Genomic DNA, 16859 nt, shown 5'->3' with positions numbered 1-16859 from the left:
CCCATGGAGCCGGAGTCGTCGCGGAACTCAGTGCCCCGCGACCGGGCGGTGCCGTTCTACGGGTTCGCCACGCTCACCGTCGCCGCGGCCATCGTCGTCTGCGCCGGACCCCTGCTGCGGTTCACCCGGTCCGCTGTGGAGCTGCCGCCGGCCTTCTGGCTCATGGCCGCCCTGGCCGTGATCAGCGACGCCCGTCCGTTCACCCCGCCCGGCCGGCGCCAGAGCAGCGCCATCTTCCCGTCGGTCTGCTTCACCTTCGCCATCCTCATGGCCTGGGGGCTCGGCGCCGCGGTCGCCGTCCAGGCCGCCGCCGCGGTCGTCGCCGGCGTGCGCGGCCGGCACACCCTGATCCGGGCCGGCTTCAACGTGGGCCAGTACACCCTGGCGCTGGCCGCGGCCAACGGTGTGTTCCGGCTCGCCGGCTGGTCGCCCGAACCCGCCTTCAACCGGTGGAGCGACGTCCTCGTCGTCGCCGCCGCGGCCGTGGTCTGGTTCATCGTCACGTACGGCGCCGTCACCTTCGCCGTCTACCTACGCTTCGGTGGGCGCTGGTCGCCCCGGTTCGTCGACGGGCTGGCGGTCGAGGCCCTGGCCAGCGGTGCGCTGTTGCTGCTCAGCCCGATCATGCTCGCCGCGGCGCACGCGACCGCGGCGCTCATCCCGCTGGTGCTCGTGCCGCTGTACGCCGTCTACCGGATGACCAGGCTCACCGCGGAACAGGACGAGCTGGCCCGCATCGACAGCCTCACCGGCCTGGCCAGCCGCAAGGCACTGGTCGCCGAGGTCGCCGAGCGGGTCGCCGACCGCTCCCGCCGGCCCCGTGTCGGCGCCGGCATGGCGCTCATCCTGCTCGACCTGGACCGGTTCAAGCACGTCAACGACGCGCTCGGCCACGCCGTCGGGGACCGGCTGCTCATCGAGGTCGGGCGCCGGCTCACCACAGTGGTCGGACCCGGGGACATGGTCGCCCGGCTCGGCGGCGACGAGTACGCCGTCCTGTCCGGCGACGCCGCCGACGTCGCCGGCGCCCGTGCCCTCGCCGCCCGGCTCACCGAGGCGCTGCGCGCCCCGGTCATCCTCGACGGCCTGCCGCTGGACGTGGACGCCTCGATGGGTGTCGCGCTGTACCCGCAGCACGGCACGGACGTCGCCGCGCTGCTGCGCCACGCCGACGTGGCCATGTACGAGGCGAAGCAGACCGGCAACAGCCCTGCCTTCTACGCGCCCGAGTCCGATCACCACTCCGCCGAGCGGCTCGGTCTGCTGGCCGATCTGCGTCGGGCCCTGGAGAACCCGGACTGCGCCGAGATCGCCATGTACTACCAGCCGCAGATCGACATCCCCACCGGCGAGGTCGTCGGCGTGGAGGCCCTGCTGCGCTGGCGGCACCCGCGCCGGGGCCTGGTCGACCCGGAGGTTCTCATCCGGGTCGCCGAGCAGACCGCGGTGATGTCGCTGCTCACCCGCCGGGTCATCGCCGACGTCGTCGCCCAGGTCGGCCGCTGGCACGCCGGGGGCGTCAGCCTGCGCGCTTCGCTCAACGTCAGCGTGCGGGACCTGCACAGCGGCGACATCGCCGACTACATCGTGGCGCAGCTGGCTGAACACAACGCCCCGCCGTACCTCGTCCAGCTGGAGATCACCGAGGGCGCGCTCATGGCCGACCCGCACCGGGTGCTGGCGACGATCGGCCGGCTCGACCGGATCGGAATCGCCATCGCCCTGGACGACTTCGGCACCGGGTACTCGTCCATGCAGCACCTGCGCCGGCTCCCGCTCACCGAAGTCAAGATCGACCGTTCCTTCGTGCTGGGCATGGCGACCGACCCGGACGATGCCGCGATCGTCCGATCGATCATCGAGCTGGCCGGGGCGCTCGGCCTACGGGTGGTCGCCGAGGGCGTCGAGGACGACCCGATCTGGCGGGCCCTGCACGCCGCCGGCTGCCACGTCGCCCAGGGCTGGTTCTACGCCCGACCGATGCCCGCCGACGACCTGCGCGGGTGGCTCGCCCGCTACCGCCCCATCGTCCCGTTGCCGGTCGCCTCCGTGGTGGACAGCGTGCCGACCACCCGTCCGGCGCCCGGGGGCGACACCGGCGCGCCCACCACCCCGACGGTCTCCGGGACACCCCTGAGCCAATAGACTCACCCGGCCGGACACCACTGCGACCCGAGGGGGCCCTTCGATGGCAGCCATCTCCCGCGAGGAGGTCGCGCACCTGGCGCGACTGTCGCGGCTCGCCGTCACCGACGAGGAGCTGGACCAGTTCGCCGGTCAGCTCGACGTCATCCTGAACGCGGTCGCCCGCGTCGGCGAGGTGGCCGCCGATGACATCCCGCCCACCTCACACGCGGTGCCGCTGACCAACGTCCTGCGCGAGGACGTGATGCGCCCCGGCCTGGAGCGCGACGCGGCGCTCGCCGGCGCCCCCGACTCGCAGGACGGCCGCTACCGCGTCCCGCGGATCCTGGACGAGGAGGTCTGACATGACTGATCTCACCACCGCCACCGCAGCGCGCCTCGGCGCGATGATCGCCAGCGGGGAGACCTCCGCCGAGGACATCGCCCGCGCCCACCTCGACCGGATCGCCGCCGTGGACGAGCGGGTTCACGCCTTCCTGCACGTCGACGCCGAGGGCGCCCTGGTCGCGGCCCGGTCTGTCGACGCCCGGCGCGCCGCCGGCGAACGGCTCGGCCCGCTGGCCGGCGTCCCGATCGCCGTCAAGGACGTCGTGGTCACCAAGGGCGTCCCCACCACCGCCGGCTCCAGGATCCTCGAAGGCTGGTTGCCGCCGTACGACGCGACGCTGGTCACCCGGTTGCGTGAGGCCGGCATGGTCATCCTCGGCAAGACGAACATGGACGAGTTCGCGATGGGCTCGTCCACCGAGTACTCCGCCTACGGGCCCACCAACAACCCGTGGGACCTCGGCCGGATCCCCGGCGGCTCCGGCGGCGGCTCGGCCGCGGCCGTCGCCGCCTACCAGGCCCCGTTGGCCATCGGCACCGACACCGGAGGCTCGATCCGCCAGCCCGGCGCCGTCACCGGCACCGTCGGAGCCAAGCCCACCTACGGCGGCGCCTCCCGCTACGGCCTGATCGCTTTCTCGTCCTCACTGGACACCCCCGGACCGTGCGCCCGCACCGTCGAGGACGCCGCCCTGCTGCACGCGGTGATCGCCGGCCACGACCCGATGGACTCCACCTCGATCCCCGCCCCGATTCCCGCGGTCGTCGAGGCCGCCCGACAGGGGGCCTCAGGCGATCTCACCGGCGTCAAGCTGGGTGTGGTGCGCGAGTTCGCCGGAGACGGCGCCGAGCCCGGCGTCCTGGCCGCCTTCCGGGACGCGGTCGAAGCGCTCACCAAGGCTGGCGCCGAGATCGTCGAGATCTCCTGCCCGCACTTCGAGTACGCCCTGCCGGCGTACTACCTCATCGCTCCCAGCGAGTGCTCGTCCAACCTGGCCCGTTTCGACGGCGTCCGGTTCGGCCTGCGCGCCGGCGACGACGGGCAGCGCTCGCTCGAAGAAGTCATGTCGATCACCCGCGAGGCGGGCTTCGGGCCCGAGGTCAAGCGGCGGATCATGCTCGGCGCGTACGCGCTGTCCTCGGGGTACTACGACGCCTACTACGGCCAGGCGCAGAAGGTCCGCACGCTCATCTCGCGGGACTTCACCGCCGCATTCTCCCAGGTGGACGCTCTCATCTCGCCGACGACGCCATTCGTGGCGTTCCCGTTCGGGTCCCGCACCGCCGACCCGTACCAGATGTACCTGGCCGACCTCTACACCATCCCGACCAACCTCTACGGCGGCCCGGCCATCTCGGTGCCGTGCGGTCTGTCCGAGGGGCTGCCGGTCGGTCTGCAGGTGATGGCGCCGACGATGGCCGACGACCGGATGTACCGGGTCGCGGCGGCGCTGGAGGCATCGGTCGGGACACTCACCCCGCCGACGCTCTGATCCGTTACCTACCCGGCGCCATCGGGGTGACCTGCACATCGCCCGCGAGCCGCCCGTGTGCCGGCTCACGGGCCACCTGCCCGGCTCCGACGAGGTGGGTCAGCTCGTGGGTCACATCGACCGCGCGGTAGATGGTTTCGGCGAGCGCGAAGTCGCGCAGCTCGGTGACGGTCCCGCCGCCGGTGACGGTCAGTCTGGCCAGCAGCTCACGCCGCAGCGGACCCGGCCGCGGCGTGAGGCTGATCGCGATCGGGTCGCCGTGCGGATCGGCCGGATCCCGGTAGCGGACCCCGGTGTCCGCGTCGACGGCCCACAACTCGTCCTTGAACGCCGCCAGCCGTTTACCGGCGCCGGTCCCGAACGCCAGCAGCCGTTCCTCGGCTTCGCCGACCAGGCCCACCCCGCAGCTGAGCCAGCCGTGCCCGCGCAGGCTGTCCCGGCATTCGGCCCAGCCCGCCGCCGGCCCCACCAGCAGCGCGTCCGCTGACCGGGCTGGACCCAGCGCCGTCAGCGGCGGCGTCGGAGCGGCGTCGGCGAACAGGAACACCGGCGCGCCCGCCGCCTTGGCGGCGACCAACGCCGCCGGCAGCATGGTGGCGACCGGCCCGGCCAGGGCGTGGACGGCCACCTGCGCCGGCAGCGTCGCCGGGTCCGGACCGGGGACCGCGGCCGGCGCGACCACCACGAGCGTCAACGACCGCCGGCCGAGTCGGTCGGCGAACTCGGTCATCGTCTCCACCGTGGCCGCCACCACCGCCGCGGGCTTGGCGGACCTCTCGTCGAAGCACAGCGCGACCGTGCCGCGCCGGGCGCCGTGGACAGCCTCCGCCAACCACAGGTCCAGACAGCGCACGAGCAGCTCACGGGTGACAGCGGCAACCGACATGGCCATACCGTAACGACCGGCCGGCGAGGCGATATCATCCACGCCGTCCGCCCGTCGCGGCCGGCCTCCGCTGGACCACCGCCCGGCCACCAGCACCCTGACAGGAGCGCCATGCGCGACGTGCCAATCGATGCCGACATGATCCGACTGGGTCAGTTCCTCAAGCTCGCCGGCCTGGTCGACACCGGCGGCGAAGCCAAGGAGCTCATCGCCGACGGCGAGGTCCGGGTGAACGGCGCGGTCGACCTGCGCCGCGGTCGTCAGCTCCACGTCGGCGACGTGGTGGCGGTGGGGACCGCCCGTGCCCGGGTGAGCTGACGTCACCGCGCCGGTCAGGTGACGGTGCGGCCACGGCCTGGGTGGCGTCGCGCGACGTGTGTCGCCGGCGGGCGATTAGGCTGTACCTGTCTGCCGACCACCACCGCGACCTGGAGCGACATGAGCGTGACGACGCTGCCCCCGTACGACTACGTGACCGCCCGCTACGAGCCGGTGATCGGGTTGGAGACGCACGTCGAACTGGGCACGAACACCAAGATGTTCTGCGCCTGCCCGACCGGGTTCGGCGCCGAGCCCAACACCCAGGTGTGCCCGGTCTGCCTCGGCCTGCCGGGGTCGCTGCCGGTGGCGAACAAGGCCGCGATCGAGGCCACCATCCGGATCGGCCTGGCGCTCAACTGCTCGATCGCGTCCTGGTGCCGTTTCGCCCGCAAGAACTACTTCTACCCGGACATGCCGAAGAACTACCAGATCAGCCAGTACGACGAGCCGTTGTGTGTGGACGGCTGGCTGGACGTCGAGGTGGTCAACGACGCCGGTGAGCCGGAGACGGTGCGGATCGGCATCGAACGGGTGCACCTTGAGGAGGACACCGGCAAGACGCTGCACGTCGGCGGCGCCACTGGGCGTATCCACGGCGCGACCGAGTCGCTTGTCGACTACAACCGGGCCGGAATTCCGTTGGTGGAGATCGTGACCAAGCCCGTTCCGGGCATCGGGGCGGCCGCCCCGCAGGTCGCCAAGGCGTACGTCGCCGAGCTGCGGGACGTCATCCGCTCGCTGGGCGAGTCAGATGTGCGGATGGAGCAGGGCTCGCTGCGCTGCGACGTCAACACCTCGTTGAATCTGCCCGGCGCCGAGTGGGGCACCCGCACCGAGACCAAGAACGTCAACTCGCTGCGCAGCGTCGAGCGGGCGGTCCGCTCCGAGATGATCCGGCAGGCCGCGGTGCTGGACGCCGGCGGCGCCATCACGCAGGAGACCAGGCACTTCCACGAGGACACCGGCGACACCACCCCGGGCCGTTCCAAGGAGACCGCCACCGACTACCGGTACTTCCCGGAGCCGGATCTGGTCCCGCTCGCCCCCGACGCCGCGTGGGTCGCGGAGCTGAAGGCCGCGCTGCCGGAGCTGCCCCGGGCGCATCGGGCCCGGATCCAGGCCGACTGGGGCCTGTCCGACCTGGACATGCAGTCGGTGGTGAACGCCGGGGCGATCGAGCTGATCGAACAGACCGTGGCCGAGGGCGCCACCCCGGCCGCCGCCCGCAAGTGGTGGCTCGGCGAGCTGGCCCGCCGGGCGAACGAGAGCGGCGTCGAGCTGTCCGTCGTCGGGGTGAGCCCGGCGCACGTCGCGCAGCTCCAGCGCCTCGTCGACGAGGGCAAGCTCAACGACAAGTTGGCCCGGGTGGTGCTCGAAGGCGTCGTGGCCGGCGAGGGTGATCCGGCGACCGTGATGTCCGCGCGTGGTCTGGGCGTGGTGTCGGACACCGGCGCGCTGACCGCCGCCGTCGACGAGGCGATCGCCGCGAACCCAGACGTGGCGGCGAAGGTCCGCGACGGCAAGATCGCCGCCGCCGGCGCCCTCGTCGGCGCCGTCATGAAGACCACCGGCGGCCAAGCCGACGCCCAAACCGTCCGCAACCTCATCCTCGAACGCCTCACTACCCCCTAAACCTCGTTGATCATGACTTCTGCGCGTGAATTCACCGACATTCATCCGCAGAATTCATGATCAACGCCCAGCCCAGCCCAGCCCCGAGCCGGGGCTGGGATTAGTGGCAGAGGGGTGGGGTCTGGCGGGTGGCGTAGAAGACGACTTCGGCCGAACCGAACGGGTCGGCCCGGCGGACGTCGATGACGAACGTCGCGCTGTCCCGGTCGTTCACCGTCATCGTTCCGGCGGTGTACCCGGTGTGCCGGGTGAGGCCGTCAGCGTCGGGCAGCGGTCGCGGCTGGCGCAGCGGCCGCTCGCTGCGCCAGGTCCGCCCGCCGAACCGGGCGTGCTCGATGCCGCAGTGCGTCAGGAGGTCGAACGGGTAGGCGACCCCGCGCGTCGGCCGGGCCGGGCCGCCACGCAGCCGTTCGAGGTCGACCGGGTCCACCAGCGCGCGTCGGCCGCCGCCGGCCCCGGGTGTGCCGGCGCCGGCCCGGGACCCGTCGATCCCTGACGGGGCGCTGCCTGGCAGGGTCGGACCGGAGGTCGCCGCCGCGATGCCACAACCGGCATTGAGCCCGATGGTCCCGGCGGCGAGCGTGACCACTCCGAGCGCGTGCCCCCATCGAAGCCCTCGTCGCGCCATGACGACCTCCGGGCGAGCGGCGCTCACGGGTAGATGACCCGGCGCAGCAGGTTGAAGTCAGAGGGGTGGGGCCTGGTGGGGTTGGCGTTCGTGTCCTTGGCGAACATGCAGCTCGCCTGGGACAGGTTGTGGCCGACGCCCAGAGCGTGCCCCAGCTCGTGGCAGGTCGACGAGCGTCGGTCGGCCGCGCCGGTGGCGTACCGGTCGTTGAGCCTGACGACCACGGTGCCGTCGACGAAGTTGCGTCCGTAGGTGATCGTGAACGATGTCGCGCCGGACCAGCCCGTCCCGCCGTAGTCGGCGGAGTGCACGTTCACGCAGTGCCGATCATCCGGACAGGCGCCCGTCGTCCAGTAGGAGTCGATGCCGACCGCCTGGTTCCAGTCCCGCACCGTCTCGCGCACCGGCCAGGCCGGTCCGGTGCGGTCGCGGAAGTAGACCTGCGGATCGTAGTACCCGGCCCAGGTCCACCGGATCGGCGGGCACCGGCCGTTGTCCAGCGCGTACGCAGTGCCCAAGAAGCAGCTGTACGGGTCCTCGGTGGCGGTGAGGGCGGACGGATCAGCAATGCCGCGCACGCCGTCGCGGGTCAGTCGCTCGCGCAGTTGGCGGGCGGTGACCCCTGGCGCCGCCCGGTAGGAGGTGCGTTCGAGTCTCCCGCCGGGCAGGGGGCGCACCGCGACCACCTCGACATCCGCGTCGCTGATCGCGGCCGGCGTGGCCACCGGCCCCGCGGCCCGGCCGGCGTCGGCAGTCTCGGCCGTCGCCACGTCCGGCGCCGTGCCGGCCATGAACGCGACTACGAGAGTCGCCACTGCTATCCACACACGCTGCGGGGTGGCCACCCTTACCTCCGGCCGCTGGCTAACGTTCGTCCCGGCGGCCCAGAACGGACCATCAAGCTGCGTGGAATATCCATGTTGGACGCCGAGCACCTGCTGACAGTAATCCTCACGTTGCGCACAGGCAATACCCGGAGGACGTCAGCGACCCGGGGGCGAGGGCGGCCGCCGACCTGCCGGCGACGGGGACGGTCGCCCGTTCGAGGTGGCCGCCGACGTCGGCATCGGCGCCAGCACATGCCGTTCCAGCGTCACCTGTGACTGACCTGTCCCGCCGACCCGGATGTCGTCGTAGGCCTGGATGTTCCGTTCGTCGTCGAAGTAGAGCACCGACATCGCCAGCGGGGTCGGCTCGGCCGCCTCAAGGCCGCGCAGGCCCGCGCCGCCGGTGGAGCCGGAGACCATGAGCCGGGTTTCCGGCGAGCCCGCCGGCGCCGCCAGCGACCGGACTTCGCGGCGGTGGGTGTGCCCGGCCAGCACCAGCGGCGCGCTGCCGACCAGGCCGTCGGCCGCAGCCGGATCGTGGACCAGCGCCACATCGACCGGCTGGCCGCTCGCCGCGATCGCCGCCGCGAGGTCGACGCCGTTGTCGATGACCCGTTCGACCGCCTGCTTGCCCTGGCCCTCGGTCTCCTTGTCGGGAGTGAAACGGGGATCGCCGATGCCAGCCACCCACAAACCCGCCACCTGTTCGACCTGCCCGTCGAGCACGACCGCCCCCGGCTGGCGGGCGACGGCTGCGGCGGTCGCCGCCGAGTCGTGGTTGCCCCGGATGTAGACGTACGGGACCTTGAGCCGGCTGATCGCGGCCACGTACTCGGCCTCCTGCTCCGAGCCCCAGTCGGTGATGTCGCCGGTGTCGATGACCAGGTCGATGTCGAACTGGGCGACGACGGTCTGCATGAGCGACCAGGCGGCGGGGTTGAGATGCAGGTCGGACACGTGCAGGGCCCGGATCGTCCCGGGCGCGGCCTCGTAGACCGGCAGCGTGGATACTGTCGCGTACAGTTTCCCGACGTTTGTCACCAGTTTCTGTAGCTGGCCGGCGTAGGCGTCGTACCGGCCGGCGATCCGTCGGGCGTCGCCGACCACCGCCGGGGCGTTCACCAAGAGCCCTTCGTACCGGGGCTCCTCGATGGCCTGCCGTCGGAAGGTCGCCGCGCCGCTGAGCAGGCCGGCGGCGGTCACGCTCAGCGCCAGGCCGCCGCACCAGGCCGTCCGCCGTACGCTGCGGAACACCAGCGCGCCCAGCAGCAGACCGGCCAGCGTGGCGACCGCGACGACGCGCAGGCCGAGCCGGATCAGACCGGCGCCCAGGTCGGTCAACGCGGTGGCGCTGGCCTGCGCCACTCCGTCGGGGGTGGTGATGAGCTGCTCGGTGCGGCGTTGGTCGAGCTGGGCCAGTCGCACGCTCAGGTGGGCCGGTCCGTCGTGGCTGTCCAGGTGCAGCTTTCCCAGGGGCGGGATGTCGATCTCGACATCGCCGACCAGGGACGGCGTCACGGCGAACTGTGCCCGGAACGGCCCGATGTCGGCGTCGGCGCGACCGGCGAGCAACACCCCGAGGATCGCGCCGAGGATCGCCACCAGCGCCACCGCGGCGCCCGTGCCCGCCCGCCGGGGCCACCGCGAGCGCCGAAGCCACCGTCTGGCCCCGTCCTGCGGTCGCCCGATCCCACCGAGGCGCCGGCCGGCCGTGGCGAGCCGTCGCCGTAGGCGCCGGGCGGTGGCCGGGAGGTCGGGCGATGGCATCAGCTGCGGCCGACCCCGCCGCCGCCGGCGGGAACGAGCCGCAGGATCCGGTCGTCGTCCGGGGCGGGCGTGCCGCGGCCGTCATGGTTGGAGGTGGTCACCCACAGCGAGCCGTCGGGGGCCCGGACCGCGGCGCGGAGCCGCCCGTAGCCTTCGACGAGCATCGGCCGCGGCGCGCCGAACACGTCGCCGTCGGGGGTGAGGTCGACCGCCCACAGCCGACGCCCGCGTAGGCAGGCCGCGAAGATGGTGCTGCCGACGATCGCGGCGCCGGAGCAGGACGCCTCGTCGGTCGTCCAGGTGACCAGGGGGTTGATGTACCGGCTGTCGGTCCCGGTCCCTTCCACGATCGGCCAGCCGTAGTTGCCGCCCTTGTCGATCCGGTTGATCTCGTCCCAGGTGTTCTGGCCGAACTCGGTGGCGTACAGGCGTTTTCCCGCGTCCCACGCCAGACCCTGGACGTTGCGGTGGCCGTACGACCAGATCAGCTTGCCGGGGAAGGGGTTTCCCGGCGCCGGTTGACCCAGCGGCGTCATCCGCAGGATCTTGCCGCCGAGACTGTTGAGGTCCTGGCTCAGGCCGGTGCGACCGGCGTCGCCGGTGCTGGCGTACAGGTGGCCGTCCGGGCCGAAGGCTAGCCGGCCGCCGTTATGCACCCCCGAGATGGGGATCCCGGTGACGATCGGGGTCGGCCGTTGGCCGAGGGTGAGCTGGGCGATCCGGTTGTCCCGCGCGGTCGTGTAGTAGATGAAGATCTTTTTGTCGTCGGCGTAGCGGGGGGAGACGGCGATGCCCAGCAGGCCGCCCTCGCCGCCGGCGTCGGCCTCGGTGATCGTCTGGACCGGGCGGACGACCGGGCCGCCGGCATCCGAGTCCGGGCCGACCCGCAGAATTCGCCGCGTGTCACGTTCGGTGACCACGGCAGCGCCATCGGGCAGGAACGCGACGCCCCAGGGCACCTCCAGGCCCCGCGCCAGGACGGAGGCGGCGGGGTCGTCGTCCGGGGGCGTCGCCGTCGGGACGGGCAGGGCCGGCGCGTCGATCGTCGCGTCGGCGTCCGGCGGGCCGAAGCCACAGGCCGTCGTGGCCAGCAGCATGGCGGCGGCGAGGGCCCCGGCCAGCGGCCGGACCAGGCGTTGTGGCGAAGGGGACATCGGCCAAGCCTAACCCCGATCGCAGCCGACGGGTCCCCCCGAACGGGGCGCACGGGTGGCGCCGACAGCCGTCGCCGGAACCCGGCCGGCCGGCGGCTAGGGTCACCGCCATGAAGGTCTGGATCGCGCACGAACGTGGCCGCCCCCTGCTCGGCGAGCTCCCGTCGTCGGTGACGGTGGAGGTGCTGGCCGATCCGGCCGCGCCGCCGTCGGACCCGGCCGGCGTCCGGCTGTGGACCCCGCCGTTCCTGGCCGCCTCCGGGGCGCTGACCGGCCTCGCCGCCACCATGCCGGATCTGGAGGCCGTCCAGCTGCTCACCGCCGGCGCCGACGCCTGGATCGGCAGGCTCCCGCCCGGCACGCGCCTCTACGACGCCCAGGGCGTGCACGACCCGGCGACTGCCGAGTGGGCGGTCACGGCGACACTGGCCAGACTGCGCCGGTTCGACGCGTTCGCCCGCGAGCAGGCCGCCGGACGCTGGTCGTTCGCCGACCACGTCCCGACCGACGAGCTGACCGGCAAGCGGGTGCTCGTCGTCGGCGCCGGTTCGATCGGACGGGCGATCGGTGCGCGGTTGGCCCCGTTCGAGGTGGCGCTGACCTGGGTGGCGCGCTCGGCCCGCCCGGCCGATGGCGTGCACGGCGTCGAGGAGCTGCCCGAGCTGTTGCCGCACGCCGACGTCGTCATCCTCGTCGTTCCGTTGACCGCGGCGACCCGAGGCATGGTCGACGCGGCGTTTCTGGCCGCGATGCCGGACGGGGCGCTGCTGGTCAACGCCGCCCGCGGCCCGGTCGTCGACACCGACGCCCTCGTCCGGGAGCTGACGCGAGGACGGCTGCACGCCGCCCTCGACGTCACCGACCCGGAGCCGTTGCCGGCGGAGCACCCGCTGTGGCGGTTGCCGAACGTGCTCATCACCCCACATGTGGCGGGCTCGGTCCGGGGGATGTTCCCGCGCGCCTACGCCCTGGTCGGCGCACAGATCCGCCGGCTCGCGGCCGGCGAGCCGCTACGCAACGAGGTCGTCGGCGACTACTGATCGACCGCTGGCGGCCACCAACCGCGGCAGGTCCGCCTCGCGCACCGCGGGCAGCGGCAGCGTGCTGCCGTCGACGAGCCGGACGGACGCCCCGCCGCGACCGTCCGGGCCCAGCGCGGCGACCTGCGCCCAGGCGACCCGGCGCCGCCCGACGACGGCGCGCACGACCAGTCCCTCGGCGGTGCCGTCGACGCCGCTGCGCCAGGCCCACACGATGATCCCCAGCGGAATGAGCAGCAGCGGGCTGAGCGGCCAGGACGATGTCGCCACCGGGGCGGCGCCGACGAGTCCGACGATTCCGGCGGCCGCGATCGCCCCGCTGCGTCGGAACCGGACCGGCGCCGGTCGTGTCGCCTCACCTGCCGTCTGGTCAGTCACCCCCGCATCCTCTCACCAGCGCCTGGGCCCCGGACCGACGGGCGTTCCCCCGGCCGACTGGAGCCGCCCCGCCTGTCGCGCCGTGGCAGCCGGCGTTCGCTAGTCGTGGAGCCGTCGGCTGACGCCGACGGTGGCGGGCCCGGCGAGGCCGGCGAAGGCGGCGAGCGCGGCGGACCAGGGCCGACGGCGACTGACGGGCGTGTACGGGTGGTCCTTCTTCTCCTCCAGCACCTGCCGCAGGGTCAGCTCCTCGGGGGCGAGCACCAGGGTGAGGCTGCGGGCGCTCACGTCCACGGCGATCTCGTCGCCGTCCTGGACCAGCGCCAACGGGCCACCCTCGGCGGCCTCCGGGCTGACGTGGCCGATGGCCAGGCCGTCCCCGTGGTCGCCGAGCCGGCCGTCGGTGATGACCGCGCAGTCGTTGGTCCGGCCCTTGCCGGCCAGGGCCTCCAGAACCGGGCCGATGTCCGGCATGCCGGGGCCGCCGCGTGGGCCCTCATACCGGATCACCACGACGTCGCCGGGCAGGATCTGGTTGTCGGCGATGGCCGCGACGGCGTCAATGGTCGCGTCGAAGACCCGGGCCGGCCCCTGGAGGCTGAGCGGACGGTTGCCCGCCCGCGCGACACAGCTGTCCGGGCTCAGGTTTCCGGTGAGCACGGCGAGTCCGCCGTGCGTGGCGTGCGGGTGGACGGCGTCGCGGATGCAGCCGGAGGTGGGGGCGGTGTCCAGCTCGGGGGAGCGGGCGGAGGTGGCGAACGCCTGGGTGCTCGGCGAGTCCAGCGGGGCGGCCCGGAACAGGTCGACGGCGGCGGCGCCGGCGTGACCGCCGCGCACGTCCCAGGCCTCCAGCCAGGCGTCCAGGTCGGCTGAGTGGGTCGGGCCCACCGCGTCGTCGCCGGCGTCGGCCACCGCCGGGCGTGGCGCGGGCGCCGTCGTGTCCAGCAGCCCGGCCCGGCGCAGCTCGCCGAGGAGCGCCGGCACGCCGCCGGCCCGGTGCAGGTCAGCCATGGTGTGCCGGCGCCCCGGTTTTCCGGCCGGGTCCAGGCGGGCCAACCACGGCGTGTCGCGCGCGATGGCGTCGAGGTCGGCCAGGCTCAGCGCGACCCCGGCCTCCGCCGCGGCGGCCAGGAGGTGCAGAGCGACGTCAGGGTGGCCGCCGAGCGCGGCGTCGACAAGCGTCGCCTGGCGGAACGCGGCCGTGTTGGCGATGAACCGGGGCAGCGCGCCGGGGTCCTGCCGTCGGTGCCAGCGGTCGGCGAGGTCGACGACGAGCGCGCCGCTGGCCTCCACCAGCCGGCGGCGGGCGACGTGGCTCAGCGGCGTGGTCCCATTGCCTGGCACGGCCAGTCCGAGCGCCTCGACCAGGCAGGCCATCGCGTTGCCGGCGGTGTAGGTGGCGCACTCGCCGTAGGTGGGGTAGGCGACGAGCTCCATCGCGGCGAGCAGGTCGTCGCTAACGGCGCTGTCGCCGGCCGCGACCGCGAGATCGGTGCGGGTGACCGGCGCGCCCGGCCCAGAGGAACGGCTGCCCAACTGACCGGGCGCCATCGGCCCGGCGTTGACGATGATCGCGGGCAGGTTGAGGCGCAGGATCGCCTGGAGCATTCCGGCGGTCGTCGCGCCGCCGGCGGCGACGCAGATGACCGCGTCCGCGTGATGGGCGGTGACGGCCTGTTCGATCGTGTCGGCCACGTTCTCGCGGCTCGGCAGCAGGTGGCGGGCGGCGTCGTCGCCTACGGCTATGCCGGCGTCGATGGCCGGGACGCCGAACTCGCGTCCGGTCCCGCCGGCGCGGGCGATGGCGTCGGCGGCGAGGTCGCCGAGGTGTCGCAGCGCCGCGTGGGCTGGGGAGAAGGAGGTGAAGCTGTTGGCGATGGCCACGATGGGGCGGTCCGCGGCCGGGTCGATCCCGGTCGCGCGTTGGCGCGCGCGGGCGCCGGCCATGCTTCGGCCGGTGAGGATGGTCCTGAAACGCAGTTCAGGCATCACGACAGTGTGGCATTATGTCTAGTTTTATCCGTTTATAAGGGTGTGGCGTGGCGACCGCCCGGACGGGTGAGCCCCCGCTGACCGCCGGCCCCGCCACCGCTGGCGCAGCGCGGAAGCCGCCCGTGTCCACCAAGCGACACGCGTGGTTGGTTAGTGTGCGCAGTGTCCCGCGCGCCGGCCGAGGCGCGCCGGCGAGAAGAGGACCGATGAGCACGCCTGTCTACCACGACGATGACGCCGACCTGTCGGAGCTCAACGACCGCAAGGTCGCCATCATCGGCTACGGCGACCACGGCGCAGCCCAGGCGCTGTCGCTGCGCGACTCCGGTGTGGACGTCCGGATGGGCCTGCCGCCAACCTCGGTCAACCGCGCCAGGGCCGAGGACCAGGGGCTACGCGTGCTGACCCCCGGCGAAGCCGCCGCCGAGGCCGACCTCACCGTCCTGCTCGCCCCGCTGGCGTTGCAGCGCTTCGTCTACACCCAGTCCATCGCCCCGGGCCTGGCTGAAGGCGACGCCCTGCTGTTCACCGACGCCTTCCCGATCCATTACGGCCTCATCGACCCGCCCGCGGGCATCGACGTGCTGTTGCTGGCCCCGATGGCCGACGGCGAGCAGCTGCGCCGGCAGTACCACGACGGCAAGGGCGTCCCCAGTTTCGTCGCCGTCGAACGGGACGCCTCCGGCGGCGCCTGGCGACTTCTGCTCGCCTACGCCAAAGGGGTCGGCGCCACCCGCGCCGGCGCGCTGGCCACCACGTTCAGCGCCCAGGCCGAGGTCGCCCGCTTCGGCGAGCAGGCCGTCGTCGGCGGGGCCGCCGCTCTCGTGGCCGCTGGCTTCGACACGCTCGTCGGCGCCGGCCTGCCCGCCGAGGCCGCCTACGTGGCCTGTGTGCACCAGCTCAAGACCGCCGTCGACGCCCTCTACGCCGGCGGCCTGGCCGGCTTGCGGGAGATCGAGTCCGACGTGGCCCGCTACGGCTCGCTCACCCGCGGGCCACGTGTCGTCGACGAGCAGGTCCGCCAGGCGATGAGACAACTCCTCGACGAGATCCGCGACGGCCGTTTCGTGGCCGAGTGGATGGTCGACGAGAACGCCAACCGCCCCACCGCCACCGCTCTGCGGGAGCAGTCGGCCCAGCACCCGGTCGAGCCGGCCGGCGATGCGGTCCGAGCGATGTTGCCCTGGCTGGGCGGTCCGATCCGCTGATCAGCCCCGCCCCGGCGCTCCGGGCAGGAGCAGGCTCGCCAACGGCGGGCGTTCGGTGACGCCGACATCGACGGTCTGGGCCTCCCGGCCGGCCGGCCCGTCGGCGTCCCGGACGAACTGGGTCAACAGCCGCCCCGGCTCGGCGTCCGTGCTGACCCACCCCTGCCGGCGCAGCCGGCTCCACGCCGCGAGGACGATCTGCGCGGACATCCTGCCCAGCGCCTGGTTGCTCTGGTTCCGGTGACGGCGCTCGCCCAGATCGACCTGGGCCAGGGCCTCCAGGCCCACCAACTCCAGCAGGTCGATCATCATGGCGGTCTCGACGCCGTAGCCGGAGACGAACGGCACCCGGCTCAGCACCTCCCGCCGGCCGGCGCACTCGCCGCTCAACGGCTGGATGAAACCCGCCAGGCGGGGCCAGAACAGGTTGAGCAACGGCCGGGCGACCAGCTCGGTGACCCGCCCGCCACCGTCCGGGTCCGCATGACCCTCGATCGTCAACGGTCGGTGGTAGAAGCCCTTGACGAAGGCGACGCTCGGGTCGGTGAGCAACGGCCCGAGCAGGCCGGTCACGAAACGGCTGGAGAACGCGCGCAGGTCGGCGTCGAGGAAGACGACCAGATCCCCGCGGCTGGCGGCCAGCCCCGCCCACATGGCGTCGCCCTTGCCGTCCATCGGGGTGAGCCCGCGGGTCACCTCGTCCTGCCGCACGACTCTCGCCCCGGCCGCCGCGGCGATCCGCGCGGTCGCGTCCGTGGACCGGGAGTCCACCACCAGGATCTCGTCGACGAGCCCACCGGGCCCGGTCAGATCCCTGCCGATGGCCCCGACGATCGCCCCGATCGTCGCTTCCTCGTCGCGCGCCGGCAACACGACGCTGATGACGTGGTCGGCCTTGGCGGCGGTCAGCTCGGTGGGCGTCCAGGCCGCCGCGTGGCGGGTGCGTCTGGCCGCCCAGTCCGCCACCACCGGGTCGGTGCCCTGCATCTCGCGCCGCTGCTCCACTCGCCTCCGGGCGCACGGATGGTGGCCCTCCTGGTGTGCCCTGCCCTGCCGGGATG

The 16859-nt window shown here is 73.3% G+C and carries 15 protein-coding genes; 7 read left to right on the top strand and 8 right to left on the bottom strand.

The annotated features are described in order from the left end of the window. The first annotated feature begins 3 nt into the window (after nt 1–3). Genes ABD287_RS09830 through gatA form a run of 3 tightly spaced genes read left to right on the top strand, consistent with a single transcriptional unit; the run spans nt 4 to nt 3965 of the window. Nucleotides 4–2145 carry a putative bifunctional diguanylate cyclase/phosphodiesterase gene (locus ABD287_RS09830; protein WP_344171462.1) on the top strand — a complete coding sequence of 714 codons (2142 nt, stop codon included), beginning with the start codon at nt 4–6 and terminating at the stop codon, nt 2143–2145. Nucleotides 2146–2188: 43 nt separating this feature from the next. Continuing rightward, the gene (gene gatC, locus ABD287_RS09825; protein ID WP_344171460.1) at nt 2189–2488 is read left to right on the top strand and encodes an Asp-tRNA(Asn)/Glu-tRNA(Gln) amidotransferase subunit GatC; all 300 of its coding nucleotides are present in this window, start codon (nt 2189–2191) and stop codon (nt 2486–2488) included. 1 nt (nt 2489) lies between these two features. Then, nucleotides 2490–3965: an Asp-tRNA(Asn)/Glu-tRNA(Gln) amidotransferase subunit GatA gene (gene gatA / locus ABD287_RS09820; RefSeq protein ID WP_344171458.1), complete on the top strand. Its 1476-nt coding sequence runs from the start codon at nt 2490–2492 to the stop codon at nt 3963–3965. A gap of 4 nt (nt 3966–3969) precedes the next feature. On the opposite strand, the gene ABD287_RS09815 is transcribed toward gatA, so the two are convergent. Then, nucleotides 3970–4851 (bottom strand): hypothetical protein, encoded by an 882-nt coding sequence (locus tag ABD287_RS09815; RefSeq protein WP_344171456.1) that lies wholly within the window; start codon nt 4849–4851, stop codon nt 3970–3972. 111 nt (nt 4852–4962) lie between these two features. Between ABD287_RS09815 and ABD287_RS09810 the strand changes: the two genes are divergently transcribed. Next, nucleotides 4963–5169: an RNA-binding S4 domain-containing protein gene (locus ABD287_RS09810; protein ID WP_344171454.1), complete on the top strand. Its 207-nt coding sequence runs from the start codon at nt 4963–4965 to the stop codon at nt 5167–5169. A 120-nt stretch (nt 5170–5289) separates the two neighbouring features. Further along, on the top strand, nt 5290–6804 hold the full coding sequence (gene gatB / locus ABD287_RS09805; protein WP_344171452.1) for an Asp-tRNA(Asn)/Glu-tRNA(Gln) amidotransferase subunit GatB: 1515 nt from the start codon (nt 5290–5292) through the stop codon (nt 6802–6804). A gap of 100 nt (nt 6805–6904) precedes the next feature. Here gatB and ABD287_RS09800 read toward each other — a convergent pair whose 3' ends face one another. From ABD287_RS09800 to ABD287_RS09785, 4 genes are all read right to left on the bottom strand, one after another. After that, the gene (locus ABD287_RS09800; RefSeq protein ID WP_344171450.1) at nt 6905–7459 is read right to left on the bottom strand and encodes a hypothetical protein; all 555 of its coding nucleotides are present in this window, start codon (nt 7457–7459) and stop codon (nt 6905–6907) included. Next, nucleotides 7456–8247, bottom strand: coding sequence for a zinc metalloprotease (locus tag ABD287_RS09795; RefSeq protein WP_344171448.1), 792 nt, complete (start codon nt 8245–8247; stop codon nt 7456–7458). The genes ABD287_RS09800 and ABD287_RS09795 overlap by 4 nt, the downstream gene beginning before the upstream one ends. Before the next feature lie 168 nt (nt 8248–8415). Further along, nucleotides 8416–10026 carry a metallophosphoesterase family protein gene (locus tag ABD287_RS09790; RefSeq protein WP_344171446.1) on the bottom strand — a complete coding sequence of 537 codons (1611 nt, stop codon included), beginning with the start codon at nt 10024–10026 and terminating at the stop codon, nt 8416–8418. Beyond that, nucleotides 10026–11180, bottom strand: coding sequence for a PQQ-dependent sugar dehydrogenase (locus tag ABD287_RS09785; protein ID WP_344171444.1), 1155 nt, complete (start codon nt 11178–11180; stop codon nt 10026–10028). Before ABD287_RS09785 ends, ABD287_RS09790 begins: the two co-directional genes overlap by 1 nt. Before the next feature lie 110 nt (nt 11181–11290). On the opposite strand from ABD287_RS09785, the gene ABD287_RS09780 reads away from it, so the two are divergent. Further along, on the top strand, nt 11291–12220 hold the full coding sequence (locus ABD287_RS09780; RefSeq protein ID WP_344171442.1) for a 2-hydroxyacid dehydrogenase: 930 nt from the start codon (nt 11291–11293) through the stop codon (nt 12218–12220). Here ABD287_RS09780 and ABD287_RS09775 read toward each other — a convergent pair. Beyond that, nucleotides 12191–12598, bottom strand: coding sequence for a PH domain-containing protein (locus ABD287_RS09775; RefSeq protein WP_344171440.1), 408 nt, complete (start codon nt 12596–12598; stop codon nt 12191–12193). The two genes, ABD287_RS09780 and ABD287_RS09775, sit on opposite strands and share 30 nt — an antisense overlap. Before the next feature lie 99 nt (nt 12599–12697). After that, complete coding sequence (locus ABD287_RS09770; RefSeq protein ID WP_344171438.1) at nt 12698–14587, bottom strand: dihydroxy-acid dehydratase domain-containing protein; 1890 nt, start codon at nt 14585–14587, stop codon at nt 12698–12700. A gap of 209 nt (nt 14588–14796) precedes the next feature. Here ABD287_RS09770 and ilvC point away from each other — a divergent pair, with 209 nt between their 5' ends. After that, the gene (gene ilvC / locus ABD287_RS09765) at nt 14797–15798 is read left to right on the top strand and encodes a ketol-acid reductoisomerase (RefSeq protein WP_344171436.1); all 1002 of its coding nucleotides are present in this window, start codon (nt 14797–14799) and stop codon (nt 15796–15798) included. Here the strand turns inward: ilvC and ABD287_RS09760 are convergent, their stop codons facing one another. Then, on the bottom strand, nt 15799–16785 hold the full coding sequence (locus ABD287_RS09760) for a glucosyl-3-phosphoglycerate synthase (protein ID WP_425565579.1): 987 nt from the start codon (nt 16783–16785) through the stop codon (nt 15799–15801). Nucleotides 16786–16859 lie beyond the last annotated feature (74 nt).

Source organism: Pilimelia columellifera subsp. columellifera (assembly GCF_039532605.1).
Classification (GTDB): domain Bacteria; phylum Actinomycetota; class Actinomycetes; order Mycobacteriales; family Micromonosporaceae; genus Pilimelia; species Pilimelia columellifera.
Note: the sequence above shows the minus strand (reverse complement) of the source record. Positions and strands in the feature narration are given on the sequence as shown.